The 22,500-nt window shown below is 47.0% G+C and carries 19 protein-coding genes, 21 tRNA genes and 2 rRNA genes (2 of these 42 cut by a window edge); 38 read left to right on the top strand and 4 right to left on the bottom strand.

Features of this window, described 5'->3' with window-relative positions; all coding sequences use genetic code 11:
* From LOZ80_RS35265 to LOZ80_RS35340, 16 genes are all read left to right on the top strand, one after another.
* Positions 1-2,722, top strand: a 23S ribosomal RNA gene (locus tag LOZ80_RS35265); it begins 193 nt to the left of the window's first position.
* 67 nt (positions 2,723-2,789) lie between these two features.
* A 5S ribosomal RNA gene (gene rrf, locus LOZ80_RS35270) occupies positions 2,790-2,906 on the top strand.
* Between the two features lie 56 nt (positions 2,907-2,962).
* Positions 2,963-3,039: transfer RNA gene (locus tag LOZ80_RS35275), tRNA-Ile, on the top strand.
* A gap of 88 nt (positions 3,040-3,127) precedes the next feature.
* Positions 3,128-3,203, top strand: a tRNA-Ala gene (locus LOZ80_RS35280).
* A 5-nt stretch (positions 3,204-3,208) separates the two neighbouring features.
* A tRNA-Asn gene (locus LOZ80_RS35285) sits at positions 3,209-3,281 on the top strand.
* A gap of 10 nt (positions 3,282-3,291) precedes the next feature.
* Positions 3,292-3,379: transfer RNA gene (locus LOZ80_RS35290), tRNA-Ser, on the top strand.
* A 29-nt stretch (positions 3,380-3,408) separates the two neighbouring features.
* Positions 3,409-3,482: transfer RNA gene (locus LOZ80_RS35295), tRNA-Met, on the top strand.
* Positions 3,483-3,493: 11 nt separating this feature from the next.
* Positions 3,494-3,585, top strand: a tRNA-Ser gene (locus LOZ80_RS35300).
* Positions 3,586-3,599: 14 nt separating this feature from the next.
* Positions 3,600-3,674, top strand: a tRNA-Glu gene (locus tag LOZ80_RS35305).
* Between the two features lie 25 nt (positions 3,675-3,699).
* Positions 3,700-3,775 (top strand) — tRNA-Val (locus LOZ80_RS35310).
* Between the two features lie 14 nt (positions 3,776-3,789).
* Positions 3,790-3,866, top strand: a tRNA-Asp gene (locus LOZ80_RS35315).
* A gap of 22 nt (positions 3,867-3,888) precedes the next feature.
* Positions 3,889-3,964, top strand: a tRNA-Thr gene (locus tag LOZ80_RS35320).
* Positions 3,965-3,978: 14 nt separating this feature from the next.
* Positions 3,979-4,060, top strand: a tRNA-Tyr gene (locus LOZ80_RS35325).
* 21 nt (positions 4,061-4,081) lie between these two features.
* Positions 4,082-4,154 (top strand) — tRNA-His (locus LOZ80_RS35330).
* A 19-nt stretch (positions 4,155-4,173) separates the two neighbouring features.
* A tRNA-Gln gene (locus LOZ80_RS35335) sits at positions 4,174-4,245 on the top strand.
* Between the two features lie 11 nt (positions 4,246-4,256).
* A tRNA-Lys gene (locus tag LOZ80_RS35340) sits at positions 4,257-4,332 on the top strand.
* A gap of 732 nt (positions 4,333-5,064) precedes the next feature.
* On the opposite strand, the gene LOZ80_RS35345 is transcribed toward LOZ80_RS35340, so the two are convergent.
* Entirely contained in the window at positions 5,065-5,481 is a 417-nt protein-coding gene (locus tag LOZ80_RS35345) for a hypothetical protein (RefSeq protein ID WP_238168883.1), read from the bottom strand.
* 529 nt (positions 5,482-6,010) lie between these two features.
* Here LOZ80_RS35345 and LOZ80_RS35350 point away from each other — a divergent pair.
* The 17 genes from LOZ80_RS35350 to LOZ80_RS35430 all read left to right on the top strand — a co-directional run bounded on the left by LOZ80_RS35350 (position 6,011) and on the right by LOZ80_RS35430 (position 13,710).
* Positions 6,011-6,090: transfer RNA gene (locus tag LOZ80_RS35350), tRNA-Leu, on the top strand.
* A 39-nt stretch (positions 6,091-6,129) separates the two neighbouring features.
* Positions 6,130-6,201 (top strand) — tRNA-Gly (locus LOZ80_RS35355).
* Positions 6,202-6,210: 9 nt separating this feature from the next.
* Positions 6,211-6,281 (top strand) — tRNA-Cys (locus LOZ80_RS35360).
* Between the two features lie 14 nt (positions 6,282-6,295).
* Positions 6,296-6,381 (top strand) — tRNA-Leu (locus LOZ80_RS35365).
* Positions 6,382-6,398: 17 nt separating this feature from the next.
* Positions 6,399-6,475 (top strand) — tRNA-Arg (locus LOZ80_RS35370).
* Positions 6,476-6,494: 19 nt separating this feature from the next.
* Positions 6,495-6,571, top strand: a tRNA-Pro gene (locus LOZ80_RS35375).
* A gap of 15 nt (positions 6,572-6,586) precedes the next feature.
* Positions 6,587-6,657: transfer RNA gene (locus tag LOZ80_RS35380), tRNA-Gly, on the top strand.
* Positions 6,658-6,783: 126 nt separating this feature from the next.
* Positions 6,784-7,464 (top strand): thiaminase II, encoded by a 681-nt coding sequence (gene tenA, locus LOZ80_RS35385; RefSeq protein WP_238168884.1) that lies wholly within the window; start codon positions 6,784-6,786, stop codon positions 7,462-7,464.
* A gap of 17 nt (positions 7,465-7,481) precedes the next feature.
* On the top strand, positions 7,482-7,808 hold the full coding sequence (locus LOZ80_RS35390) for a low molecular weight protein tyrosine phosphatase family protein (RefSeq protein ID WP_238173205.1): 327 nt from the start codon (positions 7,482-7,484) through the stop codon (positions 7,806-7,808).
* A 96-nt stretch (positions 7,809-7,904) separates the two neighbouring features.
* Positions 7,905-8,090, top strand: a complete 186-nt coding sequence (locus LOZ80_RS35395; RefSeq protein ID WP_238168885.1) for a hypothetical protein — start codon at positions 7,905-7,907, stop codon at positions 8,088-8,090.
* 150 nt (positions 8,091-8,240) lie between these two features.
* Positions 8,241-8,417 (top strand): hypothetical protein, encoded by a 177-nt coding sequence (locus LOZ80_RS35400; protein WP_238168886.1) that lies wholly within the window; start codon positions 8,241-8,243, stop codon positions 8,415-8,417.
* Positions 8,410-9,000 carry an ATPase gene (locus LOZ80_RS35405; RefSeq protein ID WP_238168887.1) on the top strand — a complete coding sequence of 197 codons (591 nt, stop codon included), beginning with the start codon at positions 8,410-8,412 and terminating at the stop codon, positions 8,998-9,000. The genes LOZ80_RS35400 and LOZ80_RS35405 overlap by 8 nt, the downstream gene beginning before the upstream one ends.
* Positions 9,001-9,133: 133 nt before the next feature.
* Positions 9,134-9,898, top strand: coding sequence for an NUDIX hydrolase (locus tag LOZ80_RS35410; protein ID WP_238168888.1), 765 nt, complete (start codon positions 9,134-9,136; stop codon positions 9,896-9,898).
* A gap of 31 nt (positions 9,899-9,929) precedes the next feature.
* Positions 9,930-10,739, top strand: coding sequence for a ribose-phosphate pyrophosphokinase (locus tag LOZ80_RS35415; RefSeq protein ID WP_238168889.1), 810 nt, complete (start codon positions 9,930-9,932; stop codon positions 10,737-10,739).
* Position 10,740: 1 nt separating this feature from the next.
* Positions 10,741-12,228 carry a nicotinate phosphoribosyltransferase gene (locus LOZ80_RS35420; protein ID WP_238168890.1) on the top strand — a complete coding sequence of 496 codons (1,488 nt, stop codon included), beginning with the start codon at positions 10,741-10,743 and terminating at the stop codon, positions 12,226-12,228.
* Between the two features lie 51 nt (positions 12,229-12,279).
* The gene (locus tag LOZ80_RS35425; RefSeq protein ID WP_238168891.1) at positions 12,280-12,759 is read left to right on the top strand and encodes a riboflavin biosynthesis intermediates N-glycosidase; all 480 of its coding nucleotides are present in this window, start codon (positions 12,280-12,282) and stop codon (positions 12,757-12,759) included.
* 18 nt (positions 12,760-12,777) lie between these two features.
* Positions 12,778-13,710 (top strand): ADP-ribosylglycohydrolase family protein, encoded by a 933-nt coding sequence (locus tag LOZ80_RS35430; RefSeq protein WP_238168892.1) that lies wholly within the window; start codon positions 12,778-12,780, stop codon positions 13,708-13,710.
* A 409-nt stretch (positions 13,711-14,119) separates the two neighbouring features.
* Here LOZ80_RS35430 and LOZ80_RS35435 read toward each other — a convergent pair whose 3' ends face one another.
* Positions 14,120-17,038, bottom strand: coding sequence for an MMPL family transporter (locus LOZ80_RS35435; RefSeq protein ID WP_238168893.1), 2,919 nt, complete (start codon positions 17,036-17,038; stop codon positions 14,120-14,122).
* 279 nt (positions 17,039-17,317) lie between these two features.
* Between LOZ80_RS35435 and LOZ80_RS35440 the strand changes: the two genes are divergently transcribed.
* From LOZ80_RS35440 to LOZ80_RS35455, 4 genes are all read left to right on the top strand, one after another.
* Positions 17,318-17,896, top strand: a complete 579-nt coding sequence (locus tag LOZ80_RS35440) for a TetR/AcrR family transcriptional regulator (RefSeq protein ID WP_238168894.1) — start codon at positions 17,318-17,320, stop codon at positions 17,894-17,896.
* A 199-nt stretch (positions 17,897-18,095) separates the two neighbouring features.
* Positions 18,096-18,542, top strand: coding sequence for a HEAT repeat domain-containing protein (locus tag LOZ80_RS35445; RefSeq protein WP_443146995.1), 447 nt, complete (start codon positions 18,096-18,098; stop codon positions 18,540-18,542).
* Positions 18,539-18,700, top strand: coding sequence for a DUF3934 family protein (locus tag LOZ80_RS35450; protein ID WP_189020579.1), 162 nt, complete (start codon positions 18,539-18,541; stop codon positions 18,698-18,700). The genes LOZ80_RS35445 and LOZ80_RS35450 overlap by 4 nt, the downstream gene beginning before the upstream one ends.
* 126 nt (positions 18,701-18,826) lie before the next feature.
* Positions 18,827-19,459 carry a spore coat protein gene (locus LOZ80_RS35455; protein WP_238168895.1) on the top strand — a complete coding sequence of 211 codons (633 nt, stop codon included), beginning with the start codon at positions 18,827-18,829 and terminating at the stop codon, positions 19,457-19,459.
* A 55-nt stretch (positions 19,460-19,514) separates the two neighbouring features.
* Here the strand turns inward: LOZ80_RS35455 and LOZ80_RS35460 are convergent, their stop codons facing one another.
* Complete coding sequence (locus LOZ80_RS35460) at positions 19,515-20,264, bottom strand: YqcI/YcgG family protein (RefSeq protein WP_238173207.1); 750 nt, start codon at positions 20,262-20,264, stop codon at positions 19,515-19,517.
* Positions 20,265-20,333: 69 nt separating this feature from the next.
* Positions 20,334-20,921: a DUF1989 domain-containing protein gene (locus tag LOZ80_RS35465; RefSeq protein ID WP_238173208.1), complete on the bottom strand. Its 588-nt coding sequence runs from the start codon at positions 20,919-20,921 to the stop codon at positions 20,334-20,336.
* A gap of 161 nt (positions 20,922-21,082) precedes the next feature.
* Here LOZ80_RS35465 and LOZ80_RS35470 point away from each other — a divergent pair, with 161 nt between their 5' ends.
* Positions 21,083-22,500 carry the 5' portion of an ATP-binding protein gene (locus LOZ80_RS35470; protein WP_238168896.1) on the top strand. 16 nt of this gene lie beyond the right edge of the window, so only the first 1,418 of its 1,434 coding nucleotides appear in the window; its start codon is at positions 21,083-21,085; its stop codon lies beyond the right edge, outside the window.

The following is a 22,500-nucleotide window of genomic DNA, read 5'->3' on the forward strand; positions in this document are numbered from 1 at the left end:
ACTGAAACATCTAAGTACCTGGAGGAAAAGAAAACAAAAGTGATTCCGTCAGTAGCGGCGAGCGAAAGCGGAATAGCCCAAACCAAGGAGCTTGCTCCTTGGGGTTGTAGGACCTCGATATGGGGTTAGTTCGATAGGCGAAGTGATCTGGAAAGGTCCGGCATAGAAGGTAAAAGCCCTGTAGCCCAAATTGAACGAAATCCCTAGAGGTATCCTGAGTACGGCGGGTCACGTGAAACCCCGTCGGAATCCGGCAGGACCATCTGCCAAGGCTAAATACTCCCTAGTGACCGATAGTGAAGCAGTACCGTGAGGGAAAGGTGAAAAGCACCGCGGAAGCGGAGTGAAAAAGAACCTGAAACCGTGTGCTTACAAAAAGTCAGAGCCCTCTTTATGGGTGATGGCGTGCCTTTTGTAGAATGAACCGGCGAGTTACGTTCCCGTGCGAGGTTAAGTCGAAGAGACGGAGCCGCAGCGAAAGCGAGTCTGAATAGGGCGCTTTAGTACGTGGACGTAGACCCGAAACCGTGTGATCTACCCCTGTCCAGGGTGAAGGTGAGGTAACACTCACTGGAGGCCCGAACCCACGCATGTTGAAAAATGCGGGGATGAGGTGGGGGTAGCGGAGAAATTCCAATCGAACTCGGAGATAGCTGGTTCTCCCCGAAATAGCTTTAGGGCTAGCCTCGGAAGATGAGTTGTGGAGGTAAAGCACTGATTGGGTGCGGGGCCCGCCAAGGGTTACCAAGTCCAGTCAAACTCTGAATGCCACAAACTTTATTCCGGGAGTCAGACAGTGAGTGCTAAGATCCATTGTCAAAAGGGAAACAGCCCAGACCATCAGCTAAGGTCCCCAAGTGTGTGTTAAGTGGGAAAGGATGTGGAGTTGCACAGACAACCAGGATGTTGGCTTAGAAGCAGCCACCATTGAAAGAGTGCGTAATAGCTCACTGGTCGAGTGACTCTGCGCCGAAAATGTAACGGGGCTAAACACGCCACCGAAGCTATGGCTTGCACTTTGTGCATGGGTAGGGGAGCGTTGTATGTACGTTGAATTCTGACCGTAAGGACAGGTGGAGCGCATACAAGTGAGAATGCCGGTATAAGTAACGAAAAGATCAGTGAGAATCTGATCCGCCGAAAACCTAAGGGTTCCTGAGGAAGGCTCGTCCGCTCAGGGTAAGTCGGGACCTAAGGCGAGGCCGAAAGGCGTAGTCGATGGACAACAGGTGGAAATTCCTGTACCACCGTAGCCGTTATGAGCAATGGAGTGACGCAGAAGGATAGTGACGCAGACTGATGGATGTCTGTCCAAGCAGTGAGGCTGATGTGTAGGCAAATCCGCACATCGTAAGGCTGGGCTGTGATGGGGAGGGAAACTTTAAGTACCGAAGGTCATGATTTCACACTGCCAAGAAAAGCTTCTAGCCAGGCGAAGGTGCCCGTACCGCAAACCGACACAGGTGGGTGAGAAGAGAATTCTAAGGCGCGCGGAAGAACTCTCGTTAAGGAACTCGGCAAAATGACCCCGTAACTTCGGGAGAAGGGGTGCCTCGGTAGGGTGAATAGCCCGAGGGGGCCGCAGTGAAAAGGCCCAAGCGACTGTTTAGCAAAAACACAGGTCTGTGCGAAGCCGCAAGGCGAAGTATACGGGCTGACGCCTGCCCGGTGCTGGAAGGTTAAGAGGAGTGGTTAGGGGCAACCCGAAGCTATGAATTGAAGCCCCAGTAAACGGCGGCCGTAACTATAACGGTCCTAAGGTAGCGAAATTCCTTGTCAGGTAAATTCTGACCCGCACGAATGGCGTAACGACTTGGGCGCTGTCTCAACGAGAGATCCGGTGAAATTTTAATACCTGTGAAGATGCAGGTTACCCGCGACAAGACGGAAAGACCCCATGGAGCTTTACTGCAGCTTGATATTGGACTTTGGTACGATCTGTACAGGATAGGTGGGAGCCTTTGAAGCCTGAGCGCCAGCTTGGGTGGAGGCGCCGTTGGGATACCACCCTGATCGTATCGGAGTTCTAACCTGGTACCGTGATCCGGTATGGGGACAGTGTCAGGTGGGCAGTTTGACTGGGGCGGTCGCCTCCTAAAATGTAACGGAGGCGTTTAAAGGTTCCCTCAGAATGGTTGGAAATCATTCGCAGAGTGCAAAGGCATAAGGGAGCTTGACTGCGAGACCTACAAGTCGAGCAGGGACGAAAGTCGGACTTAGTGATCCGGTGGTACCGAATGGAAGGGCCATCGCTCAACGGATAAAAGCTACCCTGGGGATAACAGGCTTATCTCCCCCAAGAGTCCACATCGACGGGGAGGTTTGGCACCTCGATGTCGGCTCATCGCATCCTGGGGCTGAAGTAGGTCCCAAGGGTTGGGCTGTTCGCCCATTAAAGCGGTACGCGAGCTGGGTTCAGAACGTCGTGAGACAGTTCGGTCCCTATCTGTCGCGGGCGTAGGAAATTTGAGAGGAGCTGTCCTTAGTACGAGAGGACCGGGATGGACGTACCGCTGGTGTACCAGTTGTCTCGCCAGAGGCATAGCTGGGTAGCTATGTACGGAGGGGATAAGCGCTGAAAGCATCTAAGCGCGAAGCCCCCCTCAAGATGAGATTTCCCAGTATGTAAGACCCCTTGTAGACGACGAGGTTGATAGGTTCGAGGTGGAAGTGCGGCAACGTATGCAGCTGACGAATACTAATCGGTCGAGGGCTTAACCAATAAACCTAAATGTTACTTTACGCACGTTTCGTATCTAGTTTTCAAGGCGCAAATCACGCTTTGACTGTTTGGTGATGATGGCGGAGGGGACCCACGCGTTCCCATCTCGAACACGACCGTTAAGCCCTCCAGCGTCGATGGTACTTGAACCGCAGGGTTCTGGGAGAGTAGAACGTTGCCAAGCAGTTTACCCCTAGTGGGTATTTTTTTTGCTACCCTGTAAGCGTGCTTATCTTATAGGGGCCCTTAGCTCAGCTGGTTAGAGCGCACCCCTGATAAGGGTGAGGTCGGTGGTTCGAGTCCACTAGGGCCCACCAATATTCCCCAAAAAGTGAAGCTAAGCTTCGTAGGTAATTCCGATTACTTTTTCGGGGGCCCCATAACTATGCGGTCAATAACTTACGAGGGGCCATAGCTCAGCTGGGAGAGCGCCTGCCTTGCAAGCAGGAGGTCAGCGGTTCGATCCCGCTTGGCTCCACCAAATGTTCCCTGATAGCTCAGTTGGTAGAGCACTCGACTGTTAATCGAGTTGTCACAGGTTCGAGTCCTGTTCGGGGAGTACCTTTCTAGGAGAAGTGTCCGAGCGGCCGAAGGAGCACGATTGGAAATCGTGTAGGCGTCACAAGCGTCTCGAGGGTTCGAATCCCTCCTTCTCCGTCTCATTTCATACACAAGTTTGATTTCTTGGCGGCGTAGCTCAGCTGGCTAGAGCGTACGGTTCATACCCGTAAGGTCGGGGGTTCGAGCCCCTCTGCCGCTATTAATTAAATTGGAGAGATACCCAAGTGGCTATAAGGGGACCCTCTGCTAAGGGGTTAGACTGCGTAAGTGGTGCGAGGGTTCGAATCCCTCTCTCTCCGCCAGTAATTTCTTATAAGGCCCGTTGGTCAAGTGGTTAAGACACCTCCCTTTCACGGAGGTAACAGGGGTTCGAGTCCCCTACGGGTCACCATTAATTCCCTAATTTCTTATCCCATGGAGGCTTAGCTCAGCTGGGAGAGCATCTGCCTTACAAGCAGAGGGTCGGCGGTTCGATCCCGTCAGCCTCCACCATTTTCAACCTATTTGGAGCTGTGGTGTAGTGGCCTAACATGCCTGCCTGTCACGCAGGAGACCGCGGGTTCGAATCCCGTCAGCTCCGCCATTTTTACCAAAGTAAGAATTATGCCGTTGTAGCTCAACTGGTAGAGCAACTGACTTGTAATCAGTAGGTTGGGGGTTCAAGTCCTCTCGACGGCACCACAAGGCTTTAATATGGAGGCTTAGTGAAGTGGCTAAACACGGCAGACTGTAAATCTGCTCTCTCCGAGTTCGGTGGTTCGAATCCATCAGCCTCCATATACCTAATTTTATAGTGTGGCGGTCGTGGCGAAGGGGTTAACGCACTGGTTTGTGGATCCAGCATTCGCGGGTTCAAGTCCCGTCGTCCGCCCATTATTTTTAACCTATATTGGGGATTAGCCAAGCGGTAAGGCAACGGACTTTGACTCCGTCATGCCAAGGTTCAAATCCTTGATCCCCAGTATCTTCTTATGAGTCATTAGCTCAGTTGGTAGAGCACCTGACTTTTAATCAGGGTGTCGTAGGTTCGAATCCTACATGACTCACCACTTTACCCCAAAAAGTGAAGTGAAAGCTTCGAAGGGAATTCCGATTACTTTTCGGGGGCCCCAGCATTAACATGCGCGCGTATGGCGGAATTGGCAGACGCACTAGACTTAGGATTGTACTTCAAAAGGTTCGCTATATGACCGTTTTTTAAATGTCTCCTAACCGGAAATACGCTAAATTAAAACGCAATTGCGCTTCTTAACCGTAGGCACTACGGATTAGGAGGCTTTTTTATTTTTATAATTCGTAAGATTACGTACATTGAACACAATCAATGAATTTATAGGGGAAACAGCCCGTATAATTATCGTCTGAATCAGTCAGCATGGACTCAGCTATGAGAATCTATCTATAGAACTGTAGAGAACTGTAAAGAGCGTAATTTGACACTTGAGACGAAATCTTATTTACAAGCGTCTCGCGGACATAAACCGCTATCTTGGTGCATACAGGCTACTAGAAGTCACGCAGAATGACGTCGAATCGAAGTTTAAAACAGATGTTAAGACTACGTCGGTTAATATATACCTGTGAAGTGTTCGTGTACCGCAAACGCTTGCCACTCGATCGTTTGGAAGAGACAGAAGAAAATGTAAACTCTCAGCTCTCCAGAGGTGGCTATTCTAAGGGACATCGCAAGTATGAACGTAATAACAACTTAGAATGGATTCTTGGTGGGCTATGAATATACAAAAGAGAAAGCACTCCGAATGGAGTGCTCTTTTTAAGAATTAAGGGTGATTGATATTAAAAGTATATAATGCACTCGTGGACCAGTCAGATCCTTTTTGCCCTCTGATTTGAAAATATATAGTATCACCTGCTTGAATAGTTCCGCCAGGCCAATCTAATCCACCTGGTCCCTGATCACCGGCTGAACCCAATGACAGATATTGAGTACCGGTACGTAAAACCATATGCATGTCGTAGTTTAAGCCTGCTGGAGATTGTAGTGTTGCATTCCAGCTAGCATTGCTTCCAGTATCATTTGTCCAAGAATACCAGTCTACATCATCAGATGCATTGATTGTTGTAGAGACACCGCTTAGTGGTCCATTTAGCGAATAAGCTGTTGCAATCGAGTCTGCCCATCCATCATAAGCAAAAGCTGAGGTTGTGGCTCCAACCAAAGATATTGCACCAGCCAAAACTCCCACTACTAATTTTTTTTAAAATTTCTTTAGCAAAGCTATCACTCTCCCAAATTTAGTTATATAATTCCAACCAAATATATCACTTCCATCTATTTACATAAATAGTCCGGTGGAACCATTTGCTAGATACACAATTGCTACAATTGTCGAAAATATGTAGTTATTAATTAGATCGTAACAACGCTAGAATAAATCCTAAGATGGTTAATATTTCAAGTAAATATACGATTAAGAAAGAGTTGTATAACAAATTGGAGAACATAGGCGTTGCTCGATTTAAGGAAAGCATTCGGTAAACGAAGAGTCGGGAAAATTCACATATAAGTGTTATTTCTTTGTTTTTTTTTCTGTCCATCAATACGATAGTTGACTCATCCGCCCCCCTCATGGTATATTACTTTTCGCGGTTAAGAGATGCACTTCATACGAGATTCCGCTGACCGAAACAAATTCTGAATAGTAGGATCTAGCGTGGGGCATCGAATAAAGCGCGGTACCAATCCGTGAAAGAATTTTACAACATGCGCGTATGGCGGAATTGGCAGACGCACTAGACTTAGGATCTAGCGGGTGACCGTGGGGGTTCAAGTCCCTCTACGCGCATTAAATCCTCAGAAGTATTCATACTTCGTGAGGTACCCTGCGGAAGTGGCTCAGCGGTAGAGCATCGCCTTGCCAAGGCGAGGGTCGCGGGTTCGATCCCCGTCTTCCGCTTTTTAATTTGGCGCTATAGCCAAGTGGTAAGGCAGAGCTCTGCAAAAGCTTTACCCCCAGTTCGAATCTGGGTAGCGCCTTATTACTTATGCAAGCCGGAGTGGCGGAATCGGCAGACGCACAGGACTTAAAATCCTGCGATAGGTGACTATCGTACCGGTTCAAGTCCGGTCTTCGGCATTATCCCAACAACATATGCGCCCTTAGCTCAGCTGGATAGAGTATTTGACTACGAATCAAAAGGTCGGGAGTTCGAATCTCTCAGGGCGCGCCATCTTCAACCTGTTTGGCTTCGGGACGTAGCTCAGCTTGGTAGAGCACCTGCTTTGGGAGCAGGGGGTCGCATGTTCAAATCGTGTCGTCCCGACCATCAATTTCATAACGCGCGGGCGTAGTTTAATGGTAGAACTTCAGCCTTCCAAGCTGATCGCGCGGGTTCGATTCCCGCCGCCCGCTTACAGAAAGACCACCTTAGGGTGGTTTTTTTATTGTATAGACAATTGCCTTTAACAGGAAATTTGTTCAACTCGTCGAATCCTATACGTTTGCACTAGTCATAAACGAATAAAAGGAGATATCGATATGTCATTCACACAACATTTGGTAGATAAATACCAGGACGCTTGGCGTCAGACTCAGCTGCATCCATTTGTTCAGGAACTCGGGCAAGGTACTTTAGATCGTGATAAATTTCGCTTTTATATGATACAGGATTATTTATATTTGATTGATTATGCGAAATTGTTTGCACTCGGCGCAGTGAAAGCGACGGATTTGAAGACCATGGGCGAATTTGCAGCCCTGCTGCACTCGATTCTTCATGAGGAAATGGAATTGCATCGGTCCTACGCGGCACAGTTCGGCATTACAGAAGAGGAATTGGAGAAGACGGAGCCTTCACCTATCACGTTAGCCTATTCGCATTATATGCTTCATGCTGCACAGAACGGATCGTTGGCTGAATTGACCGCTGCTCTGCTTCCTTGCATGTGGAGTTATTGGGAGATTGGTGTGATGCTCAAAGAAATACCAGGCGCCGCGGATCACCCTGACTATGGGGAGTGGGTCCGAATGTATAGTTCCGAGGAGTTTGGCGAGCTAGCCCAGTGGTGCATTCGTTTAATGGATCGTTTGGCGGAAGGGAAATCAGGGGACGATTTGGCCAGACTGGAGACGATATTCTTAAATGCGACGCGGTATGAAACGATGTTCTGGGAGATGGCTTATCAGGGGCAGATGTGGCCTGTAGGCTCGTCAACATGAGGGATGACAGAGCAATAATCAAAGTTCTTTTCGTATGTAGTAGGAATAAATGGCGAAGCTTAACCGCTGAGAAAATATTCGCGGGACAAGCAGGATTGGATGTTCGGTCAGTAGGGACGGAAGAACAAGCAAGAGTTAGAATCACCAGTGGTCACGTAGGCTGGGCTGATGTTATTTTTGCTATGGAGAAGAAACATGTTAGACGTATAACCGAGAAATTTGGAGATATGTTGGGGGATAAAAAACTAATATGCCTGGATATTCCAGATGACTATCCCTTCATGGATGAAGAGCTGATAGAAATTTTGGAATCGCGGGTTGCGGAGTATATCGACTTGGTGTGAATTAATTTTGCAGAGATGACTAATGGACAAGGCTAGCCGAATATACATAGACGGAACCATCAGAAAGTTGTTTATCAACTAGGAGGTGTTTCACGAATGATTTATTGGTTGGTGGCCGTCGTCATTGTTGTCATTGGTTTATTGGTTTTGGCAAGTGTGAGGAAGCGCAAAGTAACAGAATCACCTGATTTGAAAACACATAAGCCGTGTGCCTATTGTAATGAGGAAATTGCAATTGATGCGGATGTATGCAAATACTGTAGAGGTGTGGTGGTCAGTTAGAGGATTTAGATAGGTAGGCGGCTTATTCGCTTGGGCGGATGGGCCGTTTTTGTTTGCAGAGTGAAGTGAATTTATAATTCTTTGTTGCAAAATAATTGAATGCTATAATTGAGATCTATTCTAATCTAAATGAAACTGGAGGTATTATATATGGAACGAAATGATGATTTAAATAAATTAATCAAGCTGACAGGAGAGCGCGCAAAGCTTGATGCTAAAGCCAATGGAACTTATGTGGTCTATAAAGACTTGTCAGGGCGACTGGTGAAAGAATATACGAATGGAATAAAGGAAATTTTGCCCCAAGAGAATCAAGAATATGCGTGAATCGAAAGCAACACTTTTCATCTTTGCTGGCAATAATGGTAGCGGCAAAAGTACGATTAGAAACTTAATAATTGATCGAATAGGGATAAGCGTTAATATAGATCCAGATGCACTGGCCAGACGTATTAATCCCCATCAACCAGAAATTGCTCGGGTATCAGCAGGTAAGGAAGCGATTCGTTTAGCTAGAGAATGTATTCATAATTTTCGGGATTTCTCAATAGAAACTACCTTGTCCGGCGGATATGCTCTACGTCTTATTAAAGAAGCAAAAGCAAATAACTTTGAAATCATCACGTTTTACGTGGGCCTTGGAGATCCTAACCTAAATATTCAACGTGTGGCGATTAGGGTTAAGAATGGCGGACACCAAATTCCTACGAAGGATATTCTGCGCCGTCATCATACTTCATTTGAAAATTTACTTACCCATATGAATCTTATAGATAACCTCATAGTCATCGACAATAGTTCTTTAAGCGGAGAAATTGTTCTTGAAATAGACAGAGGAGATCTAAAGTACAGAAACAGCAGCTTGCCAAATTGGGTAACTCCTATTCTTCATCAATTACAATCTCAATAACTCAATTCCCATAGCCGTGTGTGGGGAATTGGGTTATTTTTCTTTATTTTCCCAACACCCATTGACAAACCCTTTAATTATGTCATAATGATAATATCAAAATGAAATAATCAAACCAGGCTGGTGAACCAAAATGGTCGACAACGAATCCAACTATTCTGCAAGCAATTACCGAACACCTGATGGAGCGCCAACTGACATCGCCATCTTTACGATCATATCCAAAGATAGAAATACACGGAAGAAATCACTGCCGACCCGTGAGTTAAACGTTATGTTAATTCAGCGGAAGATCTGGCCCTATGAAGGCATGTGGGCTCTGCCAGGGGGATTTACACTTGAGACGGAGACGGTGCATGCCTGCGCTGCGCGTGAATTGAAAGAGGAAACAGGCGTGGCCAACGTTCATCTCGAATATTTCAATGTTTACAGTGAGCCGGGACGCGACCCGCGTGGATGGATTATCTCTCATGCCTTTCTAGCGCTAGTGGACGAAAATGAGCTAGCCCATCGCAAGGCGGACGTGGATGCCTCCGATGTACGGCTGTTCCCAGTACATGAAGCGTTAGCTATGGATTTAGCTTTTGACCATAAACGAATTCTTGGAGATGCCCTCCACGAAGTCCGTCAGAAGATGCTAACGACCACGATTGCCAAAGCATTTCTTCCAGAGGAGTTTACGATCGGCGAGCTGTACCAAGTGATTCAGACAGTCGTTCCGGAGTTCGCGGAGCAAAATTTCATTCGCAAAATTACATCGACGCAAAGCCGCAAGAGAATCATTGAGGAAGTGCTCAATCCTGACGGGACCTTGAAGGGATCCAATCGGTTTTCCCAGCGTGCGGCTCAGTTGTATCGGTTCACAGAGGTGGAGCCGCAATTATCTATTTATAGCTGATACAATCATAAAAAAAGGAGCGTGACGAACCATGATTCTGTTAAATGGGACCGAATTAGTTTTCAAGATTTTCCCGAACGGCGAGACGCTGGTGGATGGGGAGCAAATCCTTGGATTGGCTTTAGAGCACAATGAGATAGCTTTTAAATATGAATCAGACAGCGATTTGATCAAGCTGATGTTCGTAAAGAATTTCCTGGATGATCATAATTTTGCATCTTTCCTAGTGATTTACTACATGCCCTACAGCCGTATGGACCGAGTGGAGGGATCGTCCGTTTTTACGCTCAAATACGTGGCGAATTTTCTAAATGCGTTGTCATTTCAAAAGGTGACATTGATCGAGCCTCATTCAGACGTCTCACTCGCACTCATTAACCGCAGCACAGCAAGGTATCCTACGATCGAATTGCTCGATCAGGTTATTGCCGCTACGGGCTTCAATCCAGAAGCTGATTACTTATTTTTCCCGGATGCAGGGGCTCAGAAGCGATACAGCAAGGTCAAAGGATACCAACAGCTGGTTGGATTTAAAGTGCGGGATTTCCAAACAGGTCAAATCAAGAAGCTAGATGTTGTCGGAAATATCGAGAACCGTGGATTTAAAGCCATCATTGTAGATGATCTGTGCTCATATGGCGGGACATTTATGCTGAGTGCCGAAAAGTTGAAGGAGCTGGGGGCTTCCGAGATTTATCTGCTGGTGGGACACTGCGAAACGTCCATTTTTAAAGGAAAAATCCTTGAAACCGACCTGATTGATAAAGTGTTCACAACGAATACCATGCTTGAGGAAACTGATCACCCCAACATTCACGTAACCAACATAGGAGGTATGTAACATGACACAATCATTCATTTACCCGGCAACGCTGCTTTGCGATTTCTATAAGGTGAGCCACAAAAACCAATATCCTAAGGGAACGGAACTTGTTTATTCAACCTGGACGGCACGTACGAGCCGCTTGGAAGATGTCCATCACGTAGTGGCTTTTGGCTTTCAATCGTTTATTAAGGAGTATCTGATCCAATATTTCGATGTGAATTTCTTTGCGAGACCTAAAGATGATGTAGTGGTTGAGTATAAAAGAGTGCTCCAATACGCGCTTGGCGCTGAGAATCCGGACGCTTCGCATATCGAAGAGTTGCACGATTTAGGCTATTTGCCGATTAAAATCAAAGCGATAAAAGAAGGAACGTTGGTTCCCATTAAGGTGCCAATGCTGACAATTGAAAATACAAAGCCTGAATTTTTCTGGCTGACCAATTATCTGGAGACATTGATGTCCTGTCAGCTTTGGATGCCTGCGACGAGTGCGACATTAGCTTTTGAGTACCGTCAGATCCTGGAGGAGTACGCGAAGACGACGAATGGGGACACAGCGGGCGTGCCTTTTCAAGGGCATGATTTCTCGATGCGCGGCATGAGCTCATTAGAAGCGGCCAAAATCAGCGGGGCTGGCCATTTGATTTCGTTTACAGGGACTGATACTATCCCTGCGATTCTTTATTTGGAAGATTTCTACCAAGCTAATATTGAAAAAGAACTCGTAGGTACTTCGATTCCTGCGACGGAACATAGTGTTATGTGCGCACACGGGACAGACGAAATGGCTTCGTACCGTTACCTGATCAATGAGGTATATCCGAGCGGCTTCGTTTCCATCGTATCGGATACATGGGATTTGTGGAGCGTGCTCGATGTTGTGATCCGCGGGCTCAAAGAAGATATTCTGAGCCGTGATGGCAAAGTGGTGATTCGTCCGGACAGCGGGGACCCGGTGAAAATTATTTGCGGCGATGCGGATTCGACCAATGAGTTCGAACGGAAAGGCGTGATTGAGATCCTCTGGGATATCTTTGGCGGCACGACGACGGAAAGGGGATTTAAGCAGTTAGACAGCCATATTGGGGCTATTTATGGGGATGCCATTACGATTGCTCGCTGTAGAGAAATATGTGAGAAGCTAGCAGCCAAGGGTTTTGCCTCGACCAACATGGTCTACGGTATCGGTTCGTACACCTACCAGTACAATACACGCGATACGTTTGGCTTTGCGTTGAAATCGACCTTTACGGTCATCAATGGCGAAGAGCGCAAAATTTTCAAAGATCCCAAAACAGACAGCGGCAACTTTAAGAAATCGCAAACAGGCCTCGTGCTCGTCACCGAACAAGATGGCAAGATCACATACACAGACAATCTGAGTGTGGCTGAATACACCGAGCGTCAGGCGGAAGATAGGCTGGAAGTTGTATTCGAAGATGGGAAATTAGTTCGTGATCAATCGCTGGCTGATATTAGAGCGGAGCTTTTGCGGAACCTTTAGGTGAGGGAGAGTCAGGACCGCCGCTCATTTTAGAAAATGAAGGTGATAGAGATGGAGAAGTTTACATTTTTCTGGAGGACGCAGTCTCCTTTTTCACAGTGGCATTCTTGTCGTTTTATAATTGATGGCAATGTCTTTAACTGTGCGGAGCAATATATGATGTATATGAAAGCAAGCATTTTTGAAGATGCTGAAATAGCAGGGAAAATTCTCGCCAGCCGTTCGCCATCTGATCAAAAGAAGTTGGGCCGAAATGTCAAAAACTTCAAGGCGGATCAATGGCAGCAGGTATGTAAAAAGATTGTTTATGACGCTAATTATGCGAAATTTACGCAAAATCCCGAGCTCAAACATGCACTGCTTGCAACAGGCGGGACTACATTGGTCGAAGCAAGCCCGGATGATAAAATTTGGGGAATCGGCTTAGCCGAGGAACACCCCCATGCCCAAAATCGCCGCACTTGGCGAGGAACAAATTGGCTCGGGGACATTTTAACTACGCTTCGCGAGGATCTGATCAAAGAAAAGTAGGCGAAAGGAGTTAAGGTTATGAAGGATCAAGTACTGGCTGGGCTGCTCGGACTCTGTGTAGGGGATGCTTTGGGTGTGCCGGTCGAATTTCGGGAGAGAGGATATCTTAAGCAGAATCCGATTCGTGAGATGATCGGACATGGCACCTATGATCAACCAGCAGGCACATGGTCCGATGACAGCTCTTTAACCTTTTGCTTAGCGGAGAGCTTGTGCAAGGGATATGATATTTATGATATCGGCTATCAAAGTGTACAGTGGTATCACAAAGGGCATTGGACGCCATATGGGGAAGTCTTTGATATCGGGAACACGACGCGCGAGGCGTTGGACCGGCTATGTTATGAACTTATTCGTCCCGATTTGGCGGGATTGACGGGTACTCGCAGTAATGGCAATGGATCTTTGATGCGTATCCTGCCACTTGCTTATTTCCTGAAAGAAGCAACTTTCGAGGAAAAAGTGCCGATGATTGCTGCCGTTTCCTCAATTACGCACCGGCATATCCGATCGATCATCGCCTGTGTCATCTACGTGGAGTTTGCCTGTCATCTGCTCCAGGGATTCGACCTTGAAGAAAGCTACAGGAAGACGCAGGTTGCGGTGAACAATTATTACAAGGATGAGCCGGAGTTGGCGCATTTCCAAGCAATTTTGAATGGAAATATTGCGGAGGTTACGGAGGGGGAGATCCAATCCTCTGGCTATGTGGTTCATACGTTAGAGGCTAGCTTGTGGTGTTTATTTAATAGCGTTAACTATGTAGAAGCTGTGTTAAAGGCTGTTAATTTGGGTGAAGATACAGACACGACCGGGGCAGTCACTGGTGGTTTAGCCGGTATCTATTATGGTCTATCGGCTATTCCAGGGTCTTGGGTTGATGTGTTAGCTCGGAAGGAAGACATTATTGACTTGGCTGAGCGATTGGCGGAGAAGCTTGCCTCTGCATAACGCAAAAGAGGTTTTCCCAAAGGTCGCATGGCATTGAGGGAGCAGGCAGCGCTATTGCCCTATTGCTCGCAAATAAGAGTCTTCAACAGCTCCTATTTGCTCAAAAAGCACGGACTTTTCATGAATAGCGGACTGTAGAGACTCTTAACTGCTGCGAAACATGTAAAACCTGCCCCCGAGGAAGCAATAAGAGTCTCCAAGAGCTGTTATTTACGCGAAAAGTGGCCATTTTACACGAATAGGAGTCCTTGGAGACTCTTATGAGGAGACCAAAAGTGCTGCGCTCGAGCGGTTCGATGTATGATTGAACAAGAACAAATGTTTGGTGAAGGAGAAAGCAAAGGAGCTAAGCGCGTATAAGCCGCTTAGCTCCTTTTTCGATATCTCATTGTTCTATCGATATTTAGTGCTAATGCTGCACAGCAGCATCCCCGACTTCCGCAGCAGCAGCGGCCTTCTCGGCTCCAGATGCTTTGCGCGGAAACGGCCACCAGTTGGCTTCTCCGAAGAGAACGGCCAAAGACGGCACGATTAGACCCATGAACACGGTCGTATAAATGGCTAAACCGATGGCGATGCCTGCACCCAACTCGAGCAGCGTGTCAACGCCGGAGAACATAAGCGCCGCGAATGTGCCGCCCATAATGAGCGCTGCCGACATAATCACGCCGCCAGTCGTCGTCATGGCTCTGCCCATGGCTTCAACGATGCGGCCCGGTCGGTATTCTTCCTTGAAGCGAGCCATGAGGAAGATACTGTAGTCGACGCCGAGCGCCACGATAATCAAGAAGATGAAGAAGGAAACGGTCCAGGACAGACCGGCAAAGCCCAACATTTTAACAAAAATGAACTCCACAATGCCCATCGTAATCAAGTAATTAAAGACTAGCGATAGCAGAAGATACAACGGCATGAGAAGGGAACGGAGCAGCAAAGCCAGAACGACATAGATCCCAATTAACACGAACCCGCCTGTGCGATAAAAGTCACGCTGCGAGATGCGGTCGAGCTCGTGGTAATTGGCGGTTTGCCCTGCGAGTTTAATATCGGCTTTTGCAAGGGCTGTTCCCTTTAAACTGCTGGTCATGGACTCTTTAATTTCATCCATTTTTCCCATGGCTTCCTTGGAATAGGGATTGATCGCCAGTACGACCTCGACCTTGGCAATTTTGCCGTCTTCGGACATGTAGAAGTCCAGAGACTTCTTGAAATCAGCTTGCTCCAGCAATTCTTTGGGCACATTCCATCCCGAGATTTGTTTGGAGCTATTATCGATGATGCCTTTTTGCGCTTCTAGAACTTGGTTAAGTCCATCGGATACTTTCGTTAATGCGCCTGTTCCGTCCCCAAGACCGGAAGCGAATTGTCCAAGACCGCTCTCCACTTGCCCAATGCCGCTGCTGACTTTCTTTTGTCCATCAGCTAATTGACTGACACCGCCGGATAGCTGATTCACGGATGGTGCTAGTTGGGAGAGGCCTTTAGCCAAAGGCTGCAGACCAGCTTCGGTTTGAACCAATCCGCCAGTCAACCCCTGCTGCTTACCGACGAGAGTCTGATAAGTAATATTCGAAGCCAACTCCGGGTACTCTTGCGCCAGTTTAGATAAATCATCTGCCATCGAAGCTGCTGTTCCTTTCAGCTGAGAGGATGCCTTGACTAGCTGCTGAGCGCCTTGCTCAGACTGTACAAGGCCGCCGGATACTTGCTGCAGCCCGCCCTGCACGTCCGTCAGCTTTTTCGCTATTTCCTCTGCACCCTGACTTAGCTTGGCGACATCCCCAGCTTGAGCTTCTATTTGGGTCTGTGCTTTCTTAAAGCCGTCGTTTACTTCGTTCACCCCTGAGCGCAGCTCGGTCAAGCCTTTATTCGTCTGCTCCAGTTGATTAGGCACCGTCAGCTCCGCGATCTGCTTGCCCAGCGGTCTGGCTGCACTTCTAACCTCTTTCACATCGGCAATCTGGCTAACGGCTTGACTCGCTTTCTCCATAGCGGCCAAACCTTCTGGCGTTCTCATCGAACTCGGCAAGGTGATCGCTACTGTTGTAGGCAGCACTTCGCCGCTGCTGAATTTGGCTTCTACTTCACGAAAGCCTTTGACCGCGCTGATGCTTGGATCAATTTCGGCTAAGTCATCGAACGAGCGGTTCCCTTGAAAAAGGAAAACGAACGGCGTCAACACAAGTAAGCTTACCAGGAGTACCGCGACTGGTCTCTTAGCGGTTAAACGCGCCATTGCTCCCCAAAGCTTGGAGTCTCCGTGTGCTGCGCCGCTTTTGACTTTTACCGGCCAATACATGGCTGGCCCCAGAATTAACATCAAAGCTGGAGTTAGTGTAACGGCTGCCACCAGAGTAATGGCGACACCGACGGCTACGCCGACTGCGGATTGATATAAGCCGAATTTGGCGAATCCGATTAGGAAAAAGGCGATAAGCACGGTGCTTCCCGAGAACAGCACGGTTTTGCCGACAGTTTGAATGGTGCGCAGCAAAGCTGTGACCCGGTCGGTCGTATGGGAGAGTTCTTCACGGAAACGGTGAATCAAGAGAATGCAGTAGTCCGTTCCGGCACCGAACAAGACGGCGATCAGGAATGTCTCTGTAAAAGATGAGACGGGCATGCCAGCTTTGGTCAGCAGCGCTACGAACCCGCGTGTGAGAATGAAGGCCATTCCAATTGTAATGAGCGGAATGAAAGGTGCGATCGGAGAGCGGAAGACAAAGAGTAAAATGCCAAGAACAAGAACAAGAGTGAGTACCTCCGTCTTCTTCAGTCCTTCATTGGTTGACGAATTATAGTCTAGGAAAATAGGGGCGCTTCCCGTGAATTCGACGGACATGCCGTCTGGCTGTGAGATGAACTTATTTTTTAAAAGTTTTACGCTATCCGACGTGGAGGCCTGTTGTACCTCTTTGGGAAATTCGACGATGACGAGTTCCGTCGTATTGTCTTGACTAATAAATTTTTGTGCAAGCGATGGATCCTCCGAAGCCGACAGTACGCTAACGATCCCCAACGCATCTTGCTCTTTTTTCAACTCGTCAATTTGGGCTTTGATCCATGTTTGATCTTGTTCCGTTAAGCCGCTTTCTCGCTGGACGACGACAATCGCATTTGATTTGGATTTCCGATTCGGGTCCATCTGCTCAAGGATCGCCTGAGCCTGAGCGGACTGCGCATCTGTCGGTAGGAACTTGGACTCCGTCTGTCTGACGATTTGTCCTAAGTCTGGCAAGATGAATACAGAGCTCACGGTTACGGCTAACCAAACGAGTAAAACAAGCCATTTCGTTTTGGCTAAAAGTCTAATCCATTTTTCAATCATACTAGTGCGCCTCCTAAATGTTCCTCTGAAAACTTTATCTGTTCTCAGTTATAACTCAATTATGACTTTCGGTCAATATTATTTTGGACTCTCGGTCAATATTTTTTCAGGGACGTATTTATGTTTTAAAAGGAATGTAAATATGAAACGGTGATGGTTATTGTATATTTAAATGATATTATTGAACCTTTGGTCATTTTATGCATTGTACAAAATTCTAGTTTCCTCTATACTTAGCCTATATCTTTGACACATATGTGATTTGACGGAGATGAGCTTATGAACCGTGAAGAAAAAAAGCGCGCTACGCGCAAAAAAATATTAGACTCTGCGCTTGAACTGTTTGCGGAGCATGGATATGATGGCACGACCGTTCATTTGATAACCGAACGCGCAGGCGTAGCGAAAGGGACTTTTTTCAATTATTTTGACTGCAAAGAGGATGTCTTCTGTGATATCCAAACGTTCCAAGCGACCACGGAAATTGAGAAATTAAAGGACAGAAGCGGACCGCTTCTCCCGCATATCAGAGAATTCCTAATGGAATTTGTTCGAATGGTTCCATTTACCAGGCAGCTTGTTCGTGCTGTTTTTCAAAGTGATTTGGGTAATGGAAAGTCACTAACGAATCGACTAAACATGTTGGAAGAACTGAAAGAAGTATTGGTGCCTATTATTATTGAAGCGCAGAAGCGTGGAGAATTTTCTTCGGCAATTCCTCCTGAGATGATTGCTGATCAAGCGCTTCAAACCTATATGGGAGTCTTAATCCTGTGGGGAATGGGGATGGGCGACGATAAACTCACGACGCAGATGGCGGTAAGTTTTGAATTGTTTTTCCGCAGTTTGCAGCCTTGAGTGGAGGCATAAATAATCACTTTGGTAAGCATCTTGGGATGATAGCTGTCCCGACCGCCACCAGGGTAAGCGAAGTCAAAGATGGCATCAGTACTTTGTGGATATAGCAAAAAGTTGGCGCTCCGCGCAAAAAAAGTGTAACATCAATCTCAGACAAGAAACTTGCGATTTTTTTGCAGTTAAAAGGAGCCTGAATCATTTGAGTACTGAACAAACCTATGAATTGCCCCCGAATTTTGAAGAATTAAAAAAATCAGCTAGCCGCATGTCCAATTGGAGAGAGCGTTTGGACGCTGTGGAACAATTAGGACAGTGGAACGATCAACAGACGATAAATATTTTGGCGCGGATGTTGAAGAACGATACCGTGTATCCCATTCAAGAGGCCGCTTACCGGAAGCTTCGCGCATTTGGCGAAGATGCGCAGCTGCCCCCGCGCAAAAAAGGCGATCTGATCAAAGGCGCAGGCAAAGTTTTCGTGCGGATTAAGAAGAGCTTGCCGGAAGGTCACACGTATGAAGAGTTTAAAGAGAAACTGCAGAAAACAAGAAGCGATGTTTTTGATACGTATGAAGGTGACAAAGGGTCAGACTTTGATGTGTGGCTTGAAGCGTTGTGGGCTTCCTTACAGAGCGTGAAAGCATGAGCAAGGCGAAGGGCAAGGGCGGTACTGGCAGAGGAACGGATAAAAAGGGCTGGGATCGTTGGCAAGCCAGCGCCAATCGGGCCAAAAGCGCTCCTAAACCATATAAGAGCAAAGGTCTGAAGGCGGCAGCGGAAGCCGCGAAAAATGCCTCTAAATAAGATGACCCCCGGCAGCTTGCCGGGGGTTTTGCTTATTCTTTTTAACATAGCGCCACGCATAATTTCAACGTAAACAACGCAACTTATCGAAGTTACCAAACTTATTCGTTCAAAGGAGACTTCGAGATGCAGCAGCAAACACCTTACAACAATAACCAGCAGGGCGAGCATTACATGAATCATGGCGGTCATGAAGTTTTTGATTTGCATGAAGTATTGGCATGTACCATTAATGTACTGGATCAATTCATGATCTTCAGACAGTTTGTGCAAGATCACGAGCTTCTGGATATTCTGGATCGTCAGTACAACTTCACTTTGTTCCATTACAATTTAACAGCGGAATGCTTTGCAACCGGGCAGAAGCCAAGTCAAGAAACAGGCACGTATATGATTCGCAATCTGTCCCAGCCGATTTATGGCATCAAGCCAACGCAACCCAAGAAGCCGAATCAGTCACTGGCTGATGTCAAAGATGCAGGCATTAGCGCTCATATGCTGGGGTTGATTAAATCCCATGCTTCGCTGCTGACGATGACGTCTGTTGAAGTGACCAATCCTGCGGTGCGCCGCGTATTGGCTTCGCAAGTTCAGAATTTCATCGAAATGGCTTACGAAATTTTCTTATATCAAAACCGAAATGCCTACTACCAAGTTCCGCGGCTGGAAATCTCCGATATGCAAAAAATGCTGAATACCTTCGTTCCGGCACAAGGCATGCCGCAAATGCCTCCGAATAACCGACCTTCTCTGCACTAGAGACGGCCAAAACAAAGGAGCTAAGCAGCTTGTAACTGCTTAGCTCCTTTTAGTCTTACCCTTTTTTGTGCATCGCATGGAAGGGGCATTTGGCGGCCACGCTGTCATCATCCCGCAGAAAGTACTGTTCCCACTCCAAATTATCCGATTGGCCGTACCATTTGAGCGAAGGATGTGCAGGCACTCCGTCGTATGCCACTAATTTCTCGCGAATCAGCTTTTTCATATTTCGTCCGAAGGGGGTAGAATCATTGATTTCGGCGAACACCCAGCGCGGCTGGAATGTAATCAGAAAGTGAGATGTCCGTCGGCTTTTCCGAACTTGGTGGGCTGGTGTTCCGCAGAAGGCGAAGTAAGGCTGCCCGCTATGACAGAACTCCCAAGACGGATGGGAGGGATCGTTAGAGATGTGCCCTGGCCACGGCATGTCATCTTTGGCGCTGACACGGCTTAAAATCGACCAGAATAGATGCTCATAATCCTCTACAGCATAGTCATTTCTCATATCATCGGGGGTTTGGAAGAAAATGACTAGCGAAGCGAACTTCCCTGTGTCTCGCGAGCATTCGCCATACTGCTGCAGAAGCGCAGCAACTTCCTCGATGGCCGTGTCTGTCCGTGGGTCAGGCGCGAACCCGAATCGCAAGCTGTCTGCAAGAAAACCCTGCCTACCAGGGATACAGGGGAATGTCCTGTCTGAATCGGCAATCATATCTCCAAATTGACTGAAAGCATCCTGCTGCCACACCGGCAGCTCACCCAGATGACGATCGAGCCAAGTTTTTGCATGTAATTGAACCACTATAAACCCCTCCTTCATCATTCGGAGCATAGTATGCGAAGGAGGGGGATTGGGTGATTGCCCAGATCTTTCTTACATAATTTCTACATCAATCGGGGTGCATACGAAACCGTTGCAGGCACTTTCCGCACAGGGGCAGGCTGAGACAGCAACAATAAGGTCCATCTCGGCCCTAAGTTCAATATAATCCCCTGCTTTGGATAAGGGGCGTTCTACGCTAATTTCTCCTGTAGGATGAATCACTGTGTTCATGAACAAATTGAAAGGGTAGTGCTGAACCGGGGCAGGGATATGGAATTCTGCGATAGCTTCGTTCAAATTATGATAGCAACTCGCATGATTTTGTTTGTTATAGAGCACTTCATACATCTCGGAGCGGCAAGCAGCATTGATGAAATCATGCCGTCCCACAGTATCCGATACGATGGTCAGCATTGGTTTATAGGTTGTAGCATACAGGATATCGCCGGGCTTCACGTTCGTTGTACTCAGAGCATCGAGAGTCACTCCAGGATCGAGTCGCTCGTTCAAATTATGAGCATGATAAGCAACGAAATCAGCGACTTGTTCACCCTCCACATCCGTGACACGAACCACTTGTCCTTTGCTAAGCTTAAACCCTAGACCTTGTGTGGCTGGAATACGCCATTTCTGTTTGATCATCGATAGCCTCCTGATAGTTAGGTGATTGCTTTTAACAGTATGGCTTTCCAACGATGGTGTCATGCGCAATTCTAGTACTTTGGACCTTGTTTGGATCTAATAGAGATAAGGGTATTTTTATGGTACATCAATAGGTATAATCAAAAGTGGCAATCACAATGATCAGTTGTAGGCAAGGGGGGGTTATCATTACGATTTTTATCAGTTTCTTAGTTAATGTTTGTATCTTGATTACATGTGCTTATTTATTCAATCTCATTTTTAAATATACATGTCAACAGGCTTCATGGACGGTAAAACAGATTGTGCTAGTCGCCATATTTATTGCTTCGGGCTGGCTAACCATGTTTTTTGGCGTGAGAATATCAGAGCATACGCTTTTTGATTTGCGTGCGCTTCCGCTTGTTTTTGGAACGCTCTTTTTTCGGAAATATCATCTGCTTCTCCTTATCGGACTGGGCATCGCACTTGCCAGATACACGATTACGGGGATTAACCCGCAAGCATTTACGGGTTCGCTTAATATCTTGCTGCTAAGTTTCTTAGCTGCGTTTCTCGTAGGATTATACCAACAGAAAAAGTGGAGCTACACGAAAAAGGCGCTAATCTCGATCCTTTCCATTAACACACTGCAAGTGATCGGGGTCGCAAGTTTTGGCGCCGTGAATAAGACTGTCTATTTGACCAAGGTTGCTATTTACACCTATCCCACAGGTCTTCTCATAAGTGCCCTCTTTGTTTTTATTATTCTGGATTTTTACAGTGAACAGCTGCAAGCGAACAAGATTCGTAAAATGAATACCAGACTGCGCAAACAGAAGGCGAAGCTTCTTGCTTCCAAGCGTGAACTGGAGGAAAAGGCACAACAGTTGACACTTGCTTCTACCTACAAATCGCAATTTATTGCCAATATGTCACATGAATTCAAAACGCCTTTGAACAGCATTATCGTATTATCCGAATTAATTCGGGAGTATGATGAACCGGCCAATTCTCAGGAAGTCAATCAATATGCCGAAATCATTCACACGTCTGGCAATGAACTGCTGCTTATGCTGAATAGTGTGCTGGATCTGTCTAAGATTGAAGCGGGCAAAATGGACATTCTCTGGCAACCTGTCGTTATGGATGAACTGATTTCCTACATCAAGCAACAATTTCAACCGTTGGCAGCTGCACAAAAGCTGCACTTCGACGTGCACTTGGCACCCAGCGTACCTAGCATGATCCAAATGGATTACCAGAAGCTCAATCAAATTCTTCGAAATCTAATTATGAACGCAATTAAATTTACGGAGCAGGGCAGTATCACCCTGAATGTGGAAATGGATATTACGGACTCCTTAGCTTGGGTCGTCTTTGTGGTACAGGATACAGGTATTGGGATTGCCGAAGAGAAGCAACAAATGATCTTTGAAGCTTTTCAACAAGGAGACGGTGCCTCTAATCGCAAATATGAGGGAACGGGCTTAGGTTTATCGATCAGTCTCCAACTGGCCAAACTGCTGGGCGGTTCACTGGCATTGCAAAGTAAAAAAGGGGAGGGCAGCAAGTTCTCCTTGGTCCTTCCGCTGCA

Source organism: Paenibacillus sp. HWE-109 (assembly GCF_022163125.1).
Taxonomy (GTDB): domain Bacteria; phylum Bacillota; class Bacilli; order Paenibacillales; family NBRC-103111; genus Paenibacillus_E.

What these genes read in the sequence shown, in the direction of transcription:
- tenA (WP_238168884.1), top strand. Translation starts at nt 6,784, where the DNA reads ATGTCATTCACACAACATTTGGTAGATAAATACCAGGACGCTTGGCGT.
- LOZ80_RS35395 (WP_238168885.1), top strand. Translation starts at nt 7,905, where the DNA reads ATGATTTATTGGTTGGTGGCCGTCGTCATTGTTGTCATTGGTTTATTG.
- LOZ80_RS35400 (WP_238168886.1), top strand. Translation starts at nt 8,241, where the DNA reads ATGGAACGAAATGATGATTTAAATAAATTAATCAAGCTGACAGGAGAG.
- LOZ80_RS35405 (WP_238168887.1), top strand. Translation starts at nt 8,410, where the DNA reads ATGCGTGAATCGAAAGCAACACTTTTCATCTTTGCTGGCAATAATGGT.
- LOZ80_RS35410 (WP_238168888.1), top strand. Translation starts at nt 9,134, where the DNA reads ATGGTCGACAACGAATCCAACTATTCTGCAAGCAATTACCGAACACCT.
- LOZ80_RS35415 (WP_238168889.1), top strand. Translation starts at nt 9,930, where the DNA reads ATGATTCTGTTAAATGGGACCGAATTAGTTTTCAAGATTTTCCCGAAC.
- LOZ80_RS35420 (WP_238168890.1), top strand. Translation starts at nt 10,741, where the DNA reads ATGACACAATCATTCATTTACCCGGCAACGCTGCTTTGCGATTTCTAT.
- LOZ80_RS35425 (WP_238168891.1), top strand. Translation starts at nt 12,280, where the DNA reads ATGGAGAAGTTTACATTTTTCTGGAGGACGCAGTCTCCTTTTTCACAG.
- LOZ80_RS35430 (WP_238168892.1), top strand. Translation starts at nt 12,778, where the DNA reads ATGAAGGATCAAGTACTGGCTGGGCTGCTCGGACTCTGTGTAGGGGAT.
- LOZ80_RS35435 (WP_238168893.1), bottom strand. Translation starts at nt 17,038, where the DNA reads ATGATTGAAAAATGGATTAGACTTTTAGCCAAAACGAAATGGCTTGTT.
- LOZ80_RS35440 (WP_238168894.1), top strand. Translation starts at nt 17,318, where the DNA reads ATGAACCGTGAAGAAAAAAAGCGCGCTACGCGCAAAAAAATATTAGAC.
- LOZ80_RS35450 (WP_189020579.1), top strand. Translation starts at nt 18,539, where the DNA reads ATGAGCAAGGCGAAGGGCAAGGGCGGTACTGGCAGAGGAACGGATAAA.
- LOZ80_RS35455 (WP_238168895.1), top strand. Translation starts at nt 18,827, where the DNA reads ATGCAGCAGCAAACACCTTACAACAATAACCAGCAGGGCGAGCATTAC.